Origin of the sequence: Stenotrophomonas sp. a6, from assembly GCF_030913325.1 — a bacterium.
Taxonomy (GTDB): Bacteria; Pseudomonadota; Gammaproteobacteria; order Xanthomonadales; family Xanthomonadaceae; genus Stenotrophomonas; species Stenotrophomonas maltophilia.
Genome location: NZ_CP133161.1, coordinates 773,072 through 791,484, shown reverse-complemented (window position 1 = coordinate 791,484; position 18,413 = coordinate 773,072). Strand labels below are relative to the sequence as shown.

Annotated in this window: 19 protein-coding genes and 1 pseudogene; 13 read left to right on the top strand and 7 right to left on the bottom strand. The window is 68.4% G+C overall.

Annotated features, from left to right (window positions below):
- The first annotated feature begins 77 nt into the window (after positions 1-77).
- Genes Q9Q79_RS03575 through Q9Q79_RS03565 form a run of 3 tightly spaced genes read left to right on the top strand, consistent with a single transcriptional unit; the run spans position 78 to position 2,136 of the window.
- Entirely contained in the window at positions 78-638 is a 561-nt protein-coding gene (locus Q9Q79_RS03575; protein ID WP_004154307.1) for a nucleoside deaminase, read from the top strand.
- On the top strand, positions 622-1,689 hold the full coding sequence (gene rlmM / locus Q9Q79_RS03570; protein ID WP_060380613.1) for a 23S rRNA (cytidine(2498)-2'-O)-methyltransferase RlmM: 1,068 nt from the start codon (positions 622-624) through the stop codon (positions 1,687-1,689). The genes Q9Q79_RS03575 and rlmM overlap by 17 nt, the downstream gene beginning before the upstream one ends.
- Positions 1,690-1,740: 51 nt before the next feature.
- A complete protein-coding gene (locus tag Q9Q79_RS03565; protein ID WP_005408148.1) occupies positions 1,741-2,136 on the top strand; it encodes a hypothetical protein in 396 nt (131 codons plus the stop codon).
- 142 nt (positions 2,137-2,278) lie between these two features.
- Here Q9Q79_RS03565 and Q9Q79_RS03560 read toward each other — a convergent pair whose 3' ends face one another.
- Entirely contained in the window at positions 2,279-3,460 is a 1,182-nt protein-coding gene (locus Q9Q79_RS03560; RefSeq protein WP_005412304.1) for a UbiH/UbiF family hydroxylase, read from the bottom strand.
- Positions 3,457-4,665 (bottom strand): 2-octaprenyl-6-methoxyphenyl hydroxylase, encoded by a 1,209-nt coding sequence (gene ubiH / locus Q9Q79_RS03555; RefSeq protein WP_062607755.1) that lies wholly within the window; start codon positions 4,663-4,665, stop codon positions 3,457-3,459. The genes Q9Q79_RS03560 and ubiH overlap by 4 nt, the downstream gene beginning before the upstream one ends.
- Before the next feature lie 106 nt (positions 4,666-4,771).
- Here ubiH and Q9Q79_RS03550 point away from each other — a divergent pair, with 106 nt between their 5' ends.
- The 10 genes and pseudogenes from Q9Q79_RS03550 to Q9Q79_RS03505 all read left to right on the top strand — a co-directional run bounded on the left by Q9Q79_RS03550 (position 4,772) and on the right by Q9Q79_RS03505 (position 14,679).
- Positions 4,772-5,356 (top strand): hypothetical protein, encoded by a 585-nt coding sequence (locus Q9Q79_RS03550; protein ID WP_005408145.1) that lies wholly within the window; start codon positions 4,772-4,774, stop codon positions 5,354-5,356.
- An 8-nt stretch (positions 5,357-5,364) separates the two neighbouring features.
- Positions 5,365-5,919: a cob(I)yrinic acid a,c-diamide adenosyltransferase gene (locus tag Q9Q79_RS03545; protein WP_005408144.1), complete on the top strand. Its 555-nt coding sequence runs from the start codon at positions 5,365-5,367 to the stop codon at positions 5,917-5,919.
- Between the two features lie 9 nt (positions 5,920-5,928).
- Complete coding sequence (locus Q9Q79_RS03540) at positions 5,929-6,867, top strand: histone deacetylase family protein (protein WP_138969801.1); 939 nt, start codon at positions 5,929-5,931, stop codon at positions 6,865-6,867.
- 89 nt (positions 6,868-6,956) lie between these two features.
- Positions 6,957-9,458, top strand: coding sequence for an LPS-assembly protein LptD (gene lptD / locus Q9Q79_RS03535; protein WP_080334831.1), 2,502 nt, complete (start codon positions 6,957-6,959; stop codon positions 9,456-9,458).
- A pseudogene (locus tag Q9Q79_RS03530) lies at positions 9,455-10,783 on the top strand (peptidylprolyl isomerase); the annotation flags it as partial. The gene lptD and the pseudogene Q9Q79_RS03530, both read left to right, overlap by 4 nt.
- 18 nt (positions 10,784-10,801) lie before the next feature.
- Positions 10,802-11,782, top strand: coding sequence for a 4-hydroxythreonine-4-phosphate dehydrogenase PdxA (pdxA, locus tag Q9Q79_RS03525; protein WP_005408140.1), 981 nt, complete (start codon positions 10,802-10,804; stop codon positions 11,780-11,782).
- Complete coding sequence (rsmA, locus tag Q9Q79_RS03520) at positions 11,779-12,582, top strand: 16S rRNA (adenine(1518)-N(6)/adenine(1519)-N(6))-dimethyltransferase RsmA (RefSeq protein ID WP_005408139.1); 804 nt, start codon at positions 11,779-11,781, stop codon at positions 12,580-12,582. The genes pdxA and rsmA overlap by 4 nt, the downstream gene beginning before the upstream one ends.
- A 13-nt stretch (positions 12,583-12,595) precedes the next feature.
- On the top strand, positions 12,596-12,979 hold the full coding sequence (gene apaG / locus Q9Q79_RS03515; protein WP_005412297.1) for a Co2+/Mg2+ efflux protein ApaG: 384 nt from the start codon (positions 12,596-12,598) through the stop codon (positions 12,977-12,979).
- Positions 12,980-12,994: 15 nt separating this feature from the next.
- Positions 12,995-14,020 carry a symmetrical bis(5'-nucleosyl)-tetraphosphatase gene (locus Q9Q79_RS03510; RefSeq protein ID WP_111189399.1) on the top strand — a complete coding sequence of 342 codons (1,026 nt, stop codon included), beginning with the start codon at positions 12,995-12,997 and terminating at the stop codon, positions 14,018-14,020.
- Positions 14,017-14,679 carry a DUF1287 domain-containing protein gene (locus Q9Q79_RS03505; protein WP_062607764.1) on the top strand — a complete coding sequence of 221 codons (663 nt, stop codon included), beginning with the start codon at positions 14,017-14,019 and terminating at the stop codon, positions 14,677-14,679. Before Q9Q79_RS03510 ends, Q9Q79_RS03505 begins: the two co-directional genes overlap by 4 nt.
- Before the next feature lie 125 nt (positions 14,680-14,804).
- Here Q9Q79_RS03505 and Q9Q79_RS03500 read toward each other — a convergent pair whose 3' ends face one another.
- The 5 genes from Q9Q79_RS03500 to Q9Q79_RS03480 are packed head-to-tail and all read right to left on the bottom strand — an operon-like array spanning position 14,805 to position 18,413.
- Positions 14,805-15,296, bottom strand: a complete 492-nt coding sequence (locus Q9Q79_RS03500) for a dihydrofolate reductase (RefSeq protein WP_024958640.1) — start codon at positions 15,294-15,296, stop codon at positions 14,805-14,807.
- A 5-nt stretch (positions 15,297-15,301) separates the two neighbouring features.
- Entirely contained in the window at positions 15,302-16,096 is a 795-nt protein-coding gene (locus tag Q9Q79_RS03495; protein WP_012479193.1) for a thymidylate synthase, read from the bottom strand.
- The gene (gene lgt / locus Q9Q79_RS03490) at positions 16,093-16,980 is read right to left on the bottom strand and encodes a prolipoprotein diacylglyceryl transferase (RefSeq protein ID WP_062607767.1); all 888 of its coding nucleotides are present in this window, start codon (positions 16,978-16,980) and stop codon (positions 16,093-16,095) included. Before lgt ends, Q9Q79_RS03495 begins: the two co-directional genes overlap by 4 nt.
- 51 nt (positions 16,981-17,031) lie before the next feature.
- Positions 17,032-17,526 (bottom strand): TPM domain-containing protein, encoded by a 495-nt coding sequence (locus Q9Q79_RS03485; RefSeq protein WP_005408131.1) that lies wholly within the window; start codon positions 17,524-17,526, stop codon positions 17,032-17,034.
- The gene (locus Q9Q79_RS03480; protein WP_043035668.1) at positions 17,526-18,413 is read right to left on the bottom strand and encodes a TPM domain-containing protein; all 888 of its coding nucleotides are present in this window, start codon (positions 18,411-18,413) and stop codon (positions 17,526-17,528) included. The genes Q9Q79_RS03485 and Q9Q79_RS03480 overlap by 1 nt, the downstream gene beginning before the upstream one ends.

The following is an 18,413-nucleotide window of genomic DNA, read 5'->3' as shown; positions in this document are numbered from 1 at the left end:
AGGCCCGTGCGGCTACACTGCGCGCCGGTTCCCCAAGCAACCGCACTTTTTCCCATCCCACACGAGGCACCCCCGCGATGCTGTACGCGCAAGTCCACCTGACCCTTCCCGCCTGGATCCACGACCAGATCGACCTGGATCGTCGATATCCGGGCGATGAGGCCAAGGTCGCGCTGGCGATCGAGCTGTCGCGGCTGAACGTCGAGCACGCCAGTGGCGGTCCGTTCGGTGCCGTGGTGTTCGGACCGGACGACAAGGTCATCGCCGCCGGCGTGAACCGGGTGATGCCGCACGCGACCTCGCTGGCGCACGCCGAGAACATGGCCTACATGCTGGCCCAGCAGCGCCTGCAGACCCCGCGCCTGAACGCGGTGCTGTCGCCGGTCACCCTGGCCACCAGTTCGCAGCCGTGCTGCCAGTGCTATGGCGCTACCGTGTGGGCGGGCATCGACCGCCTGCTGATCGGTGCCAACTCGGCCGACGTCGAGGAACTGACCCCGTTCGATGAAGGCCCGCTGCCGGCCGACTGGGTCGGCGAGCTCAACAAGCGTGGCATCGAAGTGGTGCAGGGCCTGAACCGCGACGCCGCGCGCAGCGTGCTGCGCGCCTATGGGGAAAGCGATGGCGCCCGTTACTGAGACCGGCATCGGCCTGCTGTGCCTGTGCCGGCAGGGCTTCGAGCCCGAGCTGGCCGGCGAGCTGCAGTTCCGCGCCGGTGAAGCCGGTTTCGCCGGCTACGCGCGCACCCAGCGCAATGATGGCTACGTGCTTTTCATGTGCGACGAAGCCGCCGCGCTGGCGCCGCGCCTGCGCTGGCGCGAGCTGATTTTCGCGCGGCAGAAGCTGGTGGTGCTGGCCGAGCTGCCGCAGCTGGACCCGGCCGACCGTATTACCCCGATGCTCGACGTGCTGGCCGATGCGCCGCGCTTCGGCGACCTGTGGGTGGAACACCCGGACTCGGACGCCGGCAAGCCGCTGTCCGGGTTGGCCCGCGCCTTCGGCAACGCACTGCGCCCGGCGCTGCGCAAGGCCGGCAAGCTGACTGACAAGCCGAGCAACCGCCTGCCGCGCCTGCACGTGGTGTTCGTCGACGGCACCCACGCCTTCGTCTGCGTGGCCGACCCGGCCGACAGCGCGCCGTGGGCACTGGGCATCCCGCGCCTGAAGCTGCTGCCCGAAGCACCCTCGCGTTCGGCGCTGAAGCTGGACGAAGCACTGCTGACCCTGCTGACGCCGGAAGAACGCGAAGCACTGGCCAAGCCCGGCATGCGTGCGGCCGACCTGGGTGCCGCCCCCGGCGGCTGGACCTGGGTGCTGACCCGCCAGCACATGCACGTGTTGAGCATCGACAACGGCCCGCTGCGCCAGCACGTGCTGGACACCGGCCTGGTCGAGCACCTGCGCGCCGATGGCTTCCACTGGCATCCGGAACAGCCGCTGGACTGGATGGTCTGCGACATGGTCGAGCAGCCGCGCCGCGTGGCCGAACGCATGGCCACCTGGTTCCGCGAAGGCTGGTGCCGGCACGCGATCTTCAACCTGAAGCTGCCGATGAAGAAGCGCTGGGACGAAACCCGCCTGTGCCTGGACCTGTTCCAGGACCAGGCCGGCAAGCCGCTGGTGGTGCGTGCCAAGCAGCTCTATCACGACCGTGAGGAGATCACCGTACTGGCGTCGCCACTGCGCTGACGCCATCACGTCCGCCGGGCATACCCCGGCGCTGCAGAGGGAGGAGCATCCATGCGACATCGAACGATTCCGCTGCTGATCACCCTGCTGGCCGCCGCACCAGCGGTGGCCCAGCAATTGCCGCACACCCCGGCACAAAGCCAGCCGCTGGGCCCCACCGGCGGCGCGATCCGCCAGCAACCGCTGGATGCGGGCCGGGTCAGCGGCAGCGTCGAGATTCCGCAGCCGGCCGGCGAGGCGCAGGTGACCGTGCGTTCGCTGGAACCGAGCAGCGTGGTTGGCCAGTACCGCATCCACTTCGCTGCGCTGGATGTGAACGGCGATGGTTTCATCAGCCGCGAGGAAGCGCAGGCGAATCCGGCGCTGGCCGATGAGTTCAATGCGTTGGACGTGAAGCGTCGCGGCAAGCTGGATCGTGCCGACCTGGCCGGCTGGCTGGTCGACTGAAAAAGGGGACGGAGGGGATTAAGTCGTTTGTGGCACAAACGACTTAATCCCCTCCGTCCCCTTTTTGATCCAGCGCGATCTTCATCCACGCATGGCGTGGATCTACTGACGTCGGGCACCCACCAGAGCGGTTTGCATTCTGCTACACCCCGGCGGCGCGCTTCCAGAATGCCTGCACCAGCGGTGGCCATTTGCCGACGCAGCCCAGCGCCCGACCGCGGGCCAGGGTCAGGTGCATTTCGTCGTTGGAGAACAGGCGGTTGATCGCATCGAAGCTGTAGGCGGCGATGTGGTTGTCGCTGCGCCGTTCGCGTGCCCAGCGCTGCAGGCGCTGCGGCGACAGCCGCGGCTGGCCACGGCGCTCGGCCGACGGCGCCAGCCACTGCTGCAGGGCGGCCACATCGCGCAGGCCCAGGTTCACGCCCTGCCCGGCCAGCGGATGCACCACGTGCGCGGCATCACCCAATGCCAGCACGCGGCCGGCCACGTAGTGACGGGCCAGCTGGCGGCGCAGCGGGAAGGCTGCGCGCGGTGATGCCAGCCGCAGCTCACCCAACCGCGCCGCGAAGGCGCGGGTCAGTTCGCGGTTGAAGCTGTCTTCGTCCAGCGCCAGCACGCGCGCCGCCTCGTCCTCGGGCAGGGTCCAGACGATCGAGCTGCGGCGCTCGGCCACCGGCAGCAGCGCCAGCGGCCCGCTCGGCAGGAAACGCTGCCAGGCGGTGGCCTGGTTGGGAAGATCGCTGTCCACGTAGGCCACCACGCCACGCTGGTGGTAGTCATGCTTTTCAACCTCGATCCCGGCCAGTTGGCGCAGGGTCGATTCGGCGCCGTCGGCGGCCACCGCCAACGCCGCTTCCAGGCGACGACCGTCATCCAGGCGCAGGCGCACGCCGTCGTCGTCCTGCTCCAGCGCTTCCACCCGCGCCGGGCAGTGCAGCTGCACGCCCGCCGCCGGCAACGCCGCCCACAGCCGATCCTGCAGCAGGCCGTTCTCGACGATGTAGCCCAGTTCACGACGGCCGAAGCGATCGGCATCGAACAGCAGATCTTCGCCACCGGCCGCATCCCACACCTGCATGCGCCGGTAGGGCCAGGCGCGGGCCTGCACGATCGCCGGCCACACGCCCAGGCGGTTCAACAGTTGTACGTTGTCAGCAGCGAAGGCGAACACGCGCAGGTCAGGCTGTGCGGCCTGCCACGGCGCGGGCTCACGACCTTCCACCAGCGCAACCGACAGGCCGGCATCGGCCAGCGCCAGCGCGCACGCGGCACCGACCACGCCACCACCGACGATGGCCACATCAAGGCGCATGCGCCGGCTCATGCGGCTTCTCCGCGGCACAGGCGCGGCACTTCGCCGCGGAAGCCCATCGCGCCACCGACCAGCATCGACTGCACCGATGCGCGTTGCGCGGCCACCAGGCCGAGGCTGCGCAGCGGCCGCATCAGCGGCGCCGGGTTGCTGGTCAGGCGCGCCAGGCCGCCGGAGAACGCCACCGTCTGCCGGCGATCTTCCTCGCGGCGCGCGACATAGGCCTGCAGCAGTGCATCACTGCCGGCATCTTCATGCGCATCCTCCAGCAGCTCGGCCAGGGTCAGCGCATCGCGCAGGCCCAGGTTGAAGCCCTGTGCACCCAGCGGATGAATGGTCTGCGCGGCATTGCCCAGCAGCACCGTGCGCTCACCGGCCAGCGCACGCGCCAGCACCTGGATGAGCGGGTAGGCGCTGCGCGGGCCGGACTCGAGCAGGCGGCCGGCACGCCAGCCGATCGCGTTCTGCAGGCGTTGCAGCCAGGCGGCATCGTCCAGCGCCATCACCGCATCGGCCTGGTCGCGCGCAACACCATGCACGGTGCCGAAGTGACGATCGCCGCGCGGCAGCAGGGCCGTCGGGCCGGTATCGGTGAAACGCTCCCACGCGGTGCCATCCGGCGCGCGCTGGCTGCGTACACGGGCCACGAACAGGGTCTGCTGGAAATCATGGCGGTCGACCTCGATGCCCAGTGCACCACGCACGCCACTGGTCGTACCGTCGGCACCCACCACCAGCCGTGCCAGCAATACGCGCTCGCCGGCCTCATCGGCGACCCGCACCTGGCGGTAGCCGTCGACCACTTCACCCAGGCCCAGGAACCGCATCGGCCGGTAACGGCGCAGCCGCGGCAGCTCCTGAAGCCGCCCTTCCAGCGCCTGGCCGAAGTCGCGGGCGACCACCACCTGGCCGAACCAAGGCCGGTCGTAATCGGCCGCTTCCAGCTGCACACGGCCGAAATCGCCGGCACGGCTGACGTGGATGCGCCGGATCGGGCCCGGTGCCATCGCCAGCTTCTGCATCACCCCCAGCGCGGTCAGCGCATTGACGGTGGCAGCGGCGAAACTGAGATTGCGCTGGTCGAACACCACCGGCAGCTCGCCGGCCGGGCTGGCCTCGAGCAGGCCCACGTCGCGGCCGAGGCGGTCCAGGGCAATGGCCAGGCTGGCGCCGACCAGGCCACCACCGACAATCAGCACGTCATGTCGTTCACTCATGCGTTCATGATACGCGCTCGCCCCGTCTGTACGCCGAACGGCCGGTCCTGCGCCAACCCGCGCGGCGGGCTAGAATGAAACCTGAATCCGCTCCGGGCCCGCCACCATGTCCGACACTGCCAACCGCGCCTTCGTCCTGTCCGTGCTCGTTCTGGTGCTGGCAGCGACCCGTGTCAATCACTTCGCGGCGATCCCCGATGCCTCATGGGCGGTGTTCTTCATCGGTGGCTTCTACCTGGCCCGCTGGACGCGCTGGGCGTTCCCGCTGCTGATGGTGTTCGCGGTGCTGGTGGACTGGATCGTGATCCGCAGCAGCGGCCTGGACTTCTGGCAGCACTACTGCGTGTCGCCGGGCTACTGGCTGCTGCTGCCGGCCTATTTCTCGCTGTGGGCCGGCGGCATGCTGCTGGGCCGCAACTACCAGAGCGCGCGCTGGCCGGTACTGGCCAAGGGCGCGCTGCTGCTGGTCGCCTCGGTGGCGGTCTGCCACCTGCTGGCGCAGGGCGGCTTCTACTGGACCAGCAGCAACGTGGCCGAGCCGACCCTGGCCGGCTGGGCACAGAACTACGCGCAGTGGTTCGGCCCCTACCTGCGCACCACGGCGATCTACGTGGCGCTGGCCGCCGCCCTGCAGCTGGCCGTGGAGCAGGTGTTGAAGCTCCAGCAGGCCCGCCGCGACATCCGCCACTGAGCCGCGACATGGGTCATCGCCTCTCGCGCATCTACACCCGCACCGGCGACGACGGCAGTACCGGCCTCGGTGACGGCCAGCGCGTGCCCAAGGATGATGCCCGGGTGGCGTCCTACGGCACCGTCGACGAGGCCAATGCCGCGCTCGGCCTGCTGCTGGCCGTGCCCCTGCCCGAGGATGTGCGCGCGCTGGTGGTGCATCTGCAGCACCAGTTGTTCGACCTGGGCGCCGAACTGTGCATCCCCGGCCACGCCGCGATCCACGCCGCCGATGTCTCGGCCCTGGAACAGCAGCTGGACCATTACAACGCCGACCTGCCGATGCTGAAGGAATTCATCCTGCCGGCCGGCGGCGAAGCCGCCGCGCGCTGCCATCTGGCCCGCACCATCGTCCGCCGCGCCGAGCGCGAAACGGTCACCCTGGCCCGCCACGAGGCCGTGCGCAGCGAGGCGTTGCAGTACCTGAACAGGTTGTCGGACCTGTTGTTCGTGCTGGCCCGGGTGCTGGCCCGTGCCGACGGCCAGGGCGAAGCGCTGTGGCAACCACAGCAGCGCCAGCGCTGAGCCTGCACGATGCTGGTCTACACCCATCCGTCCTGCCTGCTGCACGACCCCGGCCCCGGCCACCCGGAGTGCCCGCAACGCCTGCAGCATGTGCTGGACGCGCTGCACACCGCGTTCCCCGGCCAGCTGGAGTGGCGCGAAGCGCCACCGGCCAAGTTCGGTGAACTGACCCGGGTCCACGACAGCGCCCTGCTCGACTTCGTGCTGCAACCGCAGACCGCACCGCTGCGCCAGCTGGACATGGACACCTGGACCTCACCCGGCTCGGCCAGCGCCGCCGTGCACGCCGCCGGTGCCGGCGTGGCCGCGGTCGATGCGGTGATGCTGGGCGACGACCCGCTGGCCTTCTGCGCGGTACGCCCGCCGGGCCACCACGCCACCAGCAGCACGGCGATGGGCTTCTGCCTGCTCAACAACATCGCCATCGCCGCCGCCTATGCCCGCGACCGCCACGGCCTGGAACGGATCGCGGTGGTCGACTTCGACGTCCACCACGGCAACGGCACCCAGGACATCTTCCAGCACGACGCCCGGGTCTCGTACTACAGCACCCACCAGGCCGGGCTGTTCCCCAATTCCGGCCTGCGCCGTGACCGCGGTGCCGGCAACCTGATGAACATCCTGCTGCCGCCGGGCAGCGGTGGCTTCCGCTTCCGCAATGTCTGGGCCGACGAGATGCTGCCGGCCATCGACGACTTCCGCCCGCAGCTGCTGCTGATCTCGGCCGGCTTCGACGCCCACCTGCGTGATCCGCAGGCGGACCTGATGCTGGAGACCGACGATTTCGCCTGGATCACCGGTGAACTGCACGCGCTGGCACGCCGTCACGCGGCCGGCCGGATGGTCTCGATGCTGGAGGGTGGCTACGACCTGCAGGCCCTGGCCGAGTGCAGCGTGGCCCATGTCCAGACCCTGCTCACGCCGTCCGTGGGCACCTCCGCCGGATGAACCCGAACCGGCAGGCTCCGGCGTCCTTCATTGCCCCTATGCAAGGGATGGGGCAAGCTACCGTCCGTTTTCGCCCGAATCCGAACCGCGTGCGCCGAGCCCTCCGCCTGCTTCCCCTGCCTCTGAGCATCGCCATCAGCCTGCCGGCGATGGCCGATGAAAAGCCGCTCAACTGGGGCCTGTGCCCGGCCACCGACGTCATTCCCGCGTTCACTGACGCCCCCACCCCGGTTCCGGCCCAGGACAAGGCTGCCGCCGCGGCCGCCCGCGAGCAGCAGCCGACCGACATCGAGGGTGACCAGCTGCTGGGCACCACCACCGTGCCGCAGTACGAGGGCAACGTGGCGCTGCGCCGGGGTGACCAGTTCGTCGGTACCGACAAGCTCAGCTTCGACACCGAGACCGGCAACTACATCGCCGACGGCAATGTCCGCTACCAGGACGGGTCGATCCGGATGGTCGCCAAGCGTGCCGAAGGCAACCAGGAAAGCGATACCCACAAGATCTCCGACATCAAGTACCAGCTGGTGTCGCGCCGGGGCAACGGCGATGCCGAGTCGGTCGACCTGCAGGGTGCGGTCGGCCAGATGCACCGCTCCACCTACACCACCTGCGACCCCTCGCAGCCGGTGTGGAAGCTGTCGGCGCCGCAGATCGAAGTGGACAACGACGAGGGCTTCGGCACCGCGCGCAACGCCGTGCTGCGCATCGGCAAGGTGCCGGTGCTGTGGGCGCCGTACTTCAAGTTCCCGATCGATGACCGCCGCAAGACCGGCCTGCTGTTCCCGCAGCTGGGCATGTCCGGGCGCAACGGCTTCGACTACGCCCAGCCGATCTACTTCAACCTGGCGCCGAACTACGACGACACGCTGACCCCGCGCTACATGAGCCGGCGCGGCCTGCTGCTCGACAACGAGTTCCGCTACCTCTACAACGGCGGCCGCGGCGAGGTGTTGACCTCGTTCATGCCCAACGACCGCCTGCGTGACCGTGACCGCGGCCGGGTGATGTTCACCGGCTACCACAACGTGGACAGCCACTGGCAGGCCCGCGCCAACCTGGCCTGGGTCAGCGACGAGCGCTATGTCGAGGATTTCGCCAACCGCCTGGTGGGGGTGACCGCCTCCAACCTGCAGAGCACGGTGGGCCTGTATGGCACCGGCACGAACTGGACGGCCGGCATCATGGCCGACCGCTGGCAGCTGACCGACTACACGCTCGACGAGCGCGCCCTGCCCTACAACCGCCAGCCGCGCCTGTACTTCAACTGGGACAAGCCGGTCCGGCCCTGGCTGGAAGCCGGCATCTACGCCGAAGCGGTGCGCTTCACCCACGACGACATCAACTTCAAAAACGCCGTCGGCACCGGTAAGGATCTGCAGTACACCCGCAACGGAGTGCAGTGGACCGACGGCGTCGGTGTCAGCGGTGGTTCGCGATTGGACGTGAAGCCGTATGTGTCGTTCCCGATCAGCGGCGCGGCCTGGTACGTGACCCCGACCCTGGCCTACCGCTACACCGCCTATCAGCTGGACCGAGGTCTGGTGGATGGTGTGAGAGGCATCCAGGCCCAGATCCTGCGTTCGCAGGGCATCGACCCGAACACGGCCACGCCCGAGCAGCTGCGCGGCAATACCTCGCCCAGCCGCAGCCTGCCGATCGGCAGCATCGACGCCGGCCTGTTCTTCGATCGCGAAACCAGCATCCGCGGCAAGTCGTTCCTGCAGACCCTGGAACCGCGCCTGTTCTACCTGCGCACGCCGTACCGCAACCAGGACGAGCTGCCGATCTTCGACACCCGTGACTTCACCTTCAGCTGGGGCCAGCTGTTCCGCGACTCGCGCTACACCGGCGCCGACCGCCAGAACGACGCCAACCAGCTGACCCTGGCGGTGAGCACCCGGTTCATCGACCAGACCACCGGCAAGGAACGTTTCTCGGCCTCGATCGGCCAGATCCAGTACTTCGATGAGTCGCGGGTGACCACCACCCCCGGCGGCGCCCCGGTGGAAAAGGGCAAGTCAGCCTGGATCGCCGACGGCAACTACATGATCAACGACCGCTGGACCCTGGGCGCCACCTACCAGTGGGACCCGAAGTACAAGCGCGAGGATCTGGCCAGCGTCCGTGCCCGCTACCTGATGCCCAACGACGGCGTGGTCAACCTGAGCTACCGCTACCGCATCAATGCCGGTGCTCTGCCCGGTGCCAACAAGCATGACCGCACCCTGCTGGAGCAGGCCGACCTGTCGTTCCTGTACCCGCTGAATGCGCGTTGGAGCCTGGTCGGCCGCTATTACTACTCGCTGCAGGACAAGGAGCCGCTGGAAATCATCGGCGGTGTCCAGTGGGACAGCTGCTGCTTGGCCGTGCGTGTGGTCGGCCGCCGCTATGTCCGCAATCGCGAAGGCGAGATGAACAACTCCATCCAGGTGGAGTTCGTCCTGAAGGGCCTGAGCTCCATCGGCCAGGACACGGACCGCACTCTGCGCCGTGCTATCCTCGGCTATAACCGCGACGACCTCTATCTCGTGCCGCCCAGCAACACCGGGGCGACCCGGGATGACTACGATCCGAACCTGATCCCATGACCAAGCGCTTCCCCGTTCTTCTCGCCTCGCTGCTGGCGGTGTCCAGCGTGTCCGCCCCCCTGCAGGTGCTTGCCCAGGAGGCGCAGCCGCTTGACCGCATCGCCGCCGTCGTCGATGAGGACGTGATCCTGCAGAGCGAGCTCCAGCGTGCGATCGCCAACATCAAGGCGCAGTACGCCGGCCGCGAAAACCAGCTGCCGCCGGAAGACGTGCTCAGCCGCCAGGTGCTCGAGCGCCTGGTACTGGTCAAGCTGCAGGTAGCCCGTGCCCAGGGCAGCGGCATCCGGGTCAGCGACCAGGAGCTGAACCAGGCGATGAACTCCATCGCCCAGCAGAACGGTTCGAACCTGGACGCCCTGCGCCAGCGCCTGGCCCATGACGGCATCGACTTCAACGATTTCCGCGCCTCGGTGCGTGATGAGATCACCGTGCAGCGCCTGCGCCAGAGCTTCGCGCAGAGCCGCATCAGCGTCAGCGAGGGTGAAGTCGATGCCGCGCTGAAGCAGCAGGCCACGGTAGGCAACCAGTACCACCTGGCGCACATCCTGGTCGCGTTGCCGGACGGCGCCAACGCCGACCAGATCGCCACCGGCCAGAAGAAGGCCGATGGCGTAAAGGCCCTGCTGGACAAGGGAGAGCTGGACTTCAACGCGGCGGCCGTGCGCTATTCCGACAGCCCCAACGCGCTGGAAGGCGGCGACCTGGGCTGGCGCAGCCTGGATGAAATCCCGCAGGCCTTCGCGCAGATGATGGAAAAGATGAAGCCCGGCGAAGTGGTCGGCCCGATCCGTGGCCCCAGCGGCTTCCAGCTGTTGAAGCTGGTGGAAGTGCGTGATGCCAGCGCCACCGCTGGCGCCAGCACCGTCACCGAGTACCACGGTCGCCACATCCTGGTGCGCGTGGACGATCATCAGACCGACGCGGCCGCCAAAGCCAAGATCGATACCCTGCGTGCCCGCATTGCCGGTGGCGCGGACTTCGAAACCGTGGCCAAGGAGTCCTCCGAGGACAACAACAGCAAGGGCCAGGGCGGCGATCTGGGCTGGTTCCCGGCCGATGCGTTCGGTCCGGCCTTTGGCCAGCAGGTGGCCGCCATCCAGGACGGCGGCGTCAGCCAGCCGTTCCGCACCGATGCCGGTTGGCACATCCTGCAGCGCGTGGCCACTCGCCAGACTGACGTGACCAACGACAACCAGCGTGCCCAGGTCCGCGAGACCATTGGCCGCCGCAAGCTGGAAGACGAGTACAACCGCTTCCTGCAGGAACTTCGTGGCGAAGCCTACGTCAGCTTCCGCAGTGGCGACCGCGCGGAAAACACCGCCACGCCGCCGCAGTCCTGATCGATGCGCCCCGAGCTCGCTCTGGTACCGGGCGAGCCCGCCGGGATCGGCCCGGAGCTGTGCGTCCGCCTCGTCCAGCAGCCGCGTGAAGATTGCCGGCTGCTGGCCTTCGCCGACCCGGACACCCTGCGCGCGGCCGCGGCCGCGCTGAACCTGCCGCTGCAACTGTTGCCCGAGGGTGCCGAAGCGCGCGTCCCCGGCGACCTGCGCCTGCGCGTGGTGGCCAATGCCACCCCGAGCCGTTTCGGCCAGGCCGATCCGGCCAATGCCGGCGCGGTCATCGGCGCCCTGCTCGGTGCCGGCCAGGCCTGCCTGTCAGGCGAACTGCACGGCGTGGTGACCGGCCCGGTGCACAAGGCCGTCATCAACGAAGGCGGCATCGCCTACAGCGGCACCACCGAACTGCTGGCCGACCAGGCTGGGGTGAAGGTGGTGATGATGCTGGCCAACCACATCGTGCGCGTGGCCCTGGCCACCACCCACCTGCCACTGCGCGAGGTGGCCGACGCGATTACCGCGCCCAGCCTGGAACACACCCTTCGCACCGTGCACGCCGCGCTGCGCCGCGAGTTCGGCCTGCCCGCGCCACGCATCGCCGTGCTCGGCCTGAACCCGCACGCCGGCGAAGACGGCCATCTGGGCCGCGAGGAACTGGACCTGGTCATCCCGCTGCTGCAGCGCCTGCGCGCGGAGGGCATGGACCTGATCGGGCCGCTGCCAGCCGATACCGCCTTCCTGCCGGCCAAGCTGGCCGGCTTCGACACCGTGCTGGCGATGTACCACGACCAGGGCCTGCCGGTGCTGAAGTACTCGGGCTTCGAGCAGGCGGTGAACCTGACCCTGGGCCTGCCCTACCCACGCGTTGCAGTGGACCACGGCACCGCGCTGGACCTTGCCGGCCGTGGCGTTGCCGATCCTTCCAGCCTGCAGGCGGCAACGACGTTGTGTGCGCAGCTTGCGCGGCAACGTACACTGAGCGCATGAATTCCCCGCATTCCCCCTCCGGCCCGGTGTTCACCGCCCCGGCCAAGAAGCAGCTTGGCCAGCATTTCCTGGCCGACCGCCACTACATCGACAAGATCGTGATGGCGGTCAACCCGAAAGACGGTGACCGCCTGGTCGAGATCGGTCCCGGCCAGGGCGCGATCACGCTGCCGCTGCTGCGCGTGCATCCGAAACTGACGGTGATCGAGTTCGACCGTGACCTGATCGCGCCGCTGACCGCCGCCGCCGAGCCGCTGGGCGAGCTGACCATCGTCCACCGCGACGTGCTGCGCGTGGACTTCACCGAGCTGGCCGCCGGCCAGCCGATCCGCCTGGTCGGCAACCTGCCCTACAACATCTCCTCGCCGATCCTGTTCCATGCACTGGAACATGCCGCGGTGATCCGCGACATGCATTTCATGCTGCAGAAGGAAGTGGTCGACCGCATGGCCGCCGGCCCCGGCAGCAAGGTGTACGGCCGGCTCAGCGTGATGCTGCAGGCCTACTGCCAGGTGACCTCGCTGTTCGTGGTGCCGCCGGGCGCGTTCCGGCCGCCGCCGAAGGTCGATTCGGCCGTGGTGCGGCTGGTGCCGCGTGACCCGGCCACGATCAACATCAACGACCACAAGCGTTTCGCCGAGGTGGTCAAGGCCGCCTTCGGGCAGCGCCGCAAGACCCTGCGCAACGCCCTGAACAACGTGGTGTCCGCCGAACAGTTCGTTGCCGCCGGCGTGCGTCCCGATGCCCGCGCCGAACAGCTGGACGTGGCCGAATTCATCGCTTTGGCCAATGCCTCCTGATTACACTGCCGGTATGGAAGACGCTGACGTTTACGCCATCTCCGTCGAAGTCGCACCGCGCTTCCTCGACGATCAATCCGCGCCGGAAGACGGACGCTATGCGTTCGCCTACACGATCCGCATCCACAACCAGGGGCGTGTTGCCGCGCGCCTGGTCGCACGCCACTGGCGCATCACCGATGCCAACGGCCGCGTCGAGCATGTCGATGGCGACGGGGTGATCGGCGAGCAGCCACGCCTGCGTCCCGGTGAAGACTTCCATTACACGTCCGGTGTCATGCTGGGGACCGATCACGGGACCATGCAGGGCCACTACGACATGGTCGCCGACGACGGCACCGAATTCGCCGCGCCGGTCGCACCTTTCGTGCTGGCCATCCCGCGTACCCTGCACTGACACGGAGGCCGGACGATGAGTGTGTGGGCGATCGGCGACCTGCAGGGCTGCTATGACGTCACCCAGCGGCTGCTGGAGAAGATCCGCTTCGACCCGGCGCAGGACACCCTGTGGTTCTGCGGCGACCTGGTCAACCGCGGTGGCCAGTCGCTGGAAACGCTGCGGCTGGTGCATTCGCTGCGCGAGCACAGCGTGGTGGTGCTGGGCAACCATGACCTTTCGCTGCTGGCCGTCGGTGCACGCACCGAAGAGGAACAGCGCAAGGTCAACCCGGACCTGCTGCGCATCGTGCAGGCTGAGGACCGCGACGAACTGCTGGACTGGCTGCGCCTGCAGAAGCTGGTGCACGTGGACCGCGAACTGGGCTGGATGATGGTGCACGCCGGCCTGGCGCCGAAGTGGACCACGCAGATGGCCGAAAAGCATGCCGCCGAGGTCGAGGCGCAACTGCACGGTGCCGGCTACCGCAAGCTGTTCCGCAACATGTACGGCGACAAGCCGAGCTGGGCACCGAACCTGTCCGGCTACGACCGTTCACGCGCGATCATCAATGTGCTCACCCGCATGCGCTACTGCACCCCGCGCGGGCGCATCGGCATCGAGGACAAGGGCACGCCGGGCACGCAGGAACAGGGACTGTACCCCTGGTTCGAAGTGCCGGGCCGGGTCGAGCGCGACCTGAAGATCGTCTGCGGCCACTGGTCGGCGCTGGGCCTGACCATCACCCAGGGCGTGCATGCCATCGACACCGGCGCAGTCTGGGGCGGCAAGCTGACCGCGATCCAGCTCGATACCGACGAACTGCGCGTGGTGCAGGTGCCGGGCCGCGATGTCCCCGCACCCGTGCCCAACGCACGCCCGCCAGCGCGACCGGCGCACGAGCGCCCGGCGGCATCGGCGCAGGGCAAGGAACAGGGCGGCGGCAACACCCCGGCCGCCAACCCGGGCAACCGCGGCCCACGCCGTCGTCGGCGCCGTGGCGGCGGTGGGGGTGGTGGCTCTGCGGGCCCCGGCAGCAACAGTCCCCCGCCGCAGGCATGACACGGCGCGGTGGGGCACCATGGACGGTGCTGCTGCTGACGGTGGCCCTGGCCAGCGGCTGCCAGCCCCCTTCGGCCCCGGCCCCCGCCGACGGCGGAAACGCCGGCCTCACGCCATCGCAACCGCAGGCGCCTTCGCCGCCGCTGGTGGCAGCGGCGCGCGCACAGGTCGGCGTCACCACCCGCTACGACCCTACCTATCAGGTGCTGGCCTATCCCGGCGGCGACGTTCCGGTTGATCGCGGCGTGTGCACCGACGTGGTGGTGCGTGCCCTGCGCAGCCAGGGCCTGGACCTGCAGGCGCGCGTGCATGAAGACATGCGCGGCAATTTCAGTGCCTATCCCGCGATCTGGGGCCTGTCACGGCCGGACCGCAACATCGATCATCGCCGTGTGCCGAACCTGATGCGCTGGTTCGAACGGCAGGGCTGGCAGCAACCGATCACGGCCGCCGCCACCGACTATGCGGCCGGCGACATCGTCGCCTGGAAGCTCAACGGCAACGGGCTGCTGCACGTGGGCATCGTCTCCGACCGGCGGCTGGCCAATGGCACGCCGCTGGTGCTGCACAACATCGCGCGCGGCACGCGCGAAGAGAACCTGTTGTTCCAGCACGCCATCATCGGGCATTACCGGATGCCGCAGCGACAGCCCAGGTAGAGTCGACTGTCAGTCGACTATCGCGCGCAGCGCGGGTTTTTCGGGTGATCGCCGAGAGCAGTCGACCAACAGTCGACTCTACCCCGTCGACATCCCCGTCGGTGTTTTCGTTGGTATTTGCGCGATCAGCGGCGCACGTAGTGCGCGAAGCGGAACGCGTAGGCATGGCGTTCGTCGGCCGGGTGCGGCTCGCTGCTCACTTCCCGCCAGTCCTGCATGTCGACTTCGGGGAAATGGGTATCAGCGGGGATTTCGGCATCCACCCAAGTCAGGTACAGGTCACTGGCCTGGTCCAGCAGCTGGTGGAAGATCTCGCCGCCGCCGATGATGCACAGCTCGCTGGCGCCCTCGCCTTCGGCAATCGCCTTCGCCTCGTCCAGCGACGCCACCGCGCGCATGCCCTCGAACGGCACCTGGCCGCTGCGGGTCAGCACCAGGTTGGTCCGTCCCGGCAGCACGCGGCCGATCGATTCGGCCGTCTTGCGGCCCATCAGGATCGGCTTGCCCAGGGTGAGCGCCTTGAAGTGCTTGAAATCATCCGGCAGGTGCCAGGGCATGGCATTGCCCTGACCGATGCCACGGTTGCGATCCAGCGCCACGATCATCGACAGCTTCATCGCGCTCATACCGCCACCGGCGCCTTGATGGCCGGGTGCGGATCGTAGCCGTCGATGCGGATGTCGTCGAACTGGAAGCCGAACAGATCGGTCACCTCCGGGTTCAACCACAGCTTGGGCAGCGCGCGCGGTTCACGCGACAGCTGCTCGCGCGCCTGCTCGAAGTGGTTCGAATACAGGTGCGCGTCGCCCAGCGTATGCACGAAATCGCCCACGCCCAGGCCGGTGGCCTGCGCCACCATGTGGGTCAGCAGCGCGTAGCTGGCGATGTTGAACGGCACGCCGAGGAAGATGTCGCCGCTGCGCTGGTACAGCTGGCAGCTGAGCTTGCCGTCCACCACGTAGAACTGGAACAGGTTGTGGCACGGCATCAGCGCCATCTGCGAAAGCTCGCCCACGTTCCAGGCGCTGACCACCAGCCGCCGCGAATCGGGGTTGCGCTTGATCTCGTCGACCAGCCACTGCATCTGGTCGATCTCACGGCCATCGGCGGTGGCCCAGCTGCGCCACTGCTTGCCGTAGACTGGGCCGAGATCGCCGTTCTCGTCGGCCCACTCGTCCCAGATCCGCACCTGGTTGTCCTTCAGGTAGCCGATGTTGGTGTCGCCCTTCAGGAACCACAGCAGCTCGTGGATGATCGAGCGCAGGTGCAGCTTCTTGGTGGTGACCAGCGGGAAGCCGTCGGCCAGGTTGAAACGCATCTGCCAGCCAAACACGCTGCGGGTGCCGGTGCCGGTGCGATCGCTCTTCTCGGCGCCGTGCTCGAGCACATGCGAGAGCAGGTCCAGGTAAGCCTTCATGCCTTGCCCCCGGCAGCCACCGGCAGCTGCGGCTGCAGTACCGGCGCACGGCGCGACATCGCCAGCAGTACCAGGCCGAAGGCAATCAGCGGCAGGCTGAGGATCTGGCCACGGGTCAGCCAGTCGAAGGCCACGTAGACGCCGTTGTCGGGCATGCGCACGAACTCCACCGCGAAGCGGAACAGTCCGTACATCAGCGCGAACAGACCGCCGACCAGGTAACGGTGACGCAGCTTGGCCGACACGGCCCACAGCACCACGAACATCACCAGGCCTTCCAGCAACGCTTCATACAGCTGCGACGGATGGCGCGCGAACTGGTTCAGCGCGCCGGTGGCGAACTGCGCCTGCAGGGTCGCGTGGTCCAGCTGGTTCAGCGGCGCCGGCAGGCCGGACGGGAACACCACGCCCCACGTGCCGTCGGTGTACTTGCCCCACAGCTCGGCGCCGATGAAGTTGCCGATGCGGCCGAAGCCCAGGCCCAGCGGCACCAGCGGCGCCATGAAATCCATGGTGTCGAAGAAATGCAGCTTGTGCTTGCGCGACCACCACCAGCAGGCGCCCAGCACGCCCAGCAGGCCGCCGTGGAAACTCATGCCGCCATCCCACACCTTGAACAGCAGCAGCGGGTTGTGCAGGAAATCGCCCAGCGCGTAGAACAGCATGTAGCCGATGCGCCCGCCCAGCACAACGCCGAGCATGGCGTAGAACAGCAGGTCGGAGAAACCATTGGCGTCGACGCCCGGCAGGCGGCCGGCGGCGATGCGCTTGCGTCCCAGCAGCCAGGCGGCGGTGAAGCCCAGCAGGTACATGATGCCGTACCAATGCACCTTGATCGGCCCCAGCGAGAGGGCGATGGGGTCGATGTCGTGGAAATAGATCATGGAAGGTGCCTTGCGGTTGAACGCCTATTCTCGGGCCAGTGCCGCCCCGGCTCAACCAAGGAGCTGGGGCGAGTTCGGCAACGCGTCATCGTTCGACCGGGTCGAGGCCGGAAAGTGCCCTTCGATCAGGCTGGAGACCTCGTCGATGGCATCCTGCAGCGCTTCCACCGGATGGGAGCCACGCAGGCCCTCGCGCAGGTGGGTGCAGACCCGCTGCCATTGTGCCGGGCTGACCCGGCCCTGCAGGCCACGGTCGGCGACGATCTCGATGGCGTGGTCGGCCAGCAGCAGGTAGATCAGCACACCGTTGTTGTTGGCGGTATCCCAGGTGCGCAGGCGCGCGAAGGCATGTTCGGCGGCCTGGCGCGGGGTGACCTTGTGCCACAGCGCGGCCAGCGGCAGGTCCGCTTCCACCGCGAACATCACCTGGCCACCGTGGCGCTGCTCACCGGCTGCGATGGCCTCGGTGATCGCCTGCAGCGTGGCCGGCGGGAACGCGCGCCGTACCGACGGCGAAAATACATGACGACACAGTCGTTGGATCATCACCAGCCCCCCGAAGCACCACCACCGCCGGAGCGGCCACCGCCGCCGCCCCAACCGCCGCCGCCGCCGAATCCACCGCCCCCGCCGAAGCCGCCTCCGCCGCCCCAGCTGCCACCACCCCAGCCACCGCCACCGGCAAAGCGGCCCGGGTGACCGGAGAGCATGGCAACAATGAGGCCCACGACGCCAGCCAGGCCACTGGCGAGCAGTGTGGAGGTGAACAGGAATGCCGCCAGCGCCGCACCGGCACCGCCGAGCAGGCCACGCAGCGGACGCGGCACGCGCGAGAAGATCCCGCGCAGGATGCTGCCGGCGAACACACCGATGAACAGCGCCAGGAACCAGGTATCGCCACCACCACTGGGCTCACGCCCGCGATGGCCGCTGACCGGTGCCGGCAGCGCTTCCCCGTCGATCAGCTTGACCAGCACCGCCGTGGCGTCGGTGATGCCACCGGCGTAGTCGCCGCTGCGGAAGCGCGGCACCAGGTATTCCTGGATGACCCGGTTGGCGATGGCATCGGGAATCGCTCCCTCCAGACCATAACCGGGTTCAATGCGCACGCGCCGGTCGTCCTTGGCCACCACCAGCAGCACCCCGTCGTCCACGCCCTTGCGGCCGATCTGCCACTGGTCGAAGACCCGCGTGGTGTACTGCGCGATGTCTTCCGGCTGGGTCGTGGCTACCACCAGCACCTGCAGCTGGCTGCCCTTGCGCTGCTGAAGGTCCAGCGCCTGCTGTACCAGCGCCTGCTTCTGCGCGGCATCCAGCGTGCCGGTGGCGTCGACCACCGGCGAATCCAGCGCCGGAATCGGCGCCAGCTGCTGGGCGTGCGATGCCAGCGGCAGCCATAGCAGCAGGGCCAGGAGCGCAGTGGCCAGGCGCAT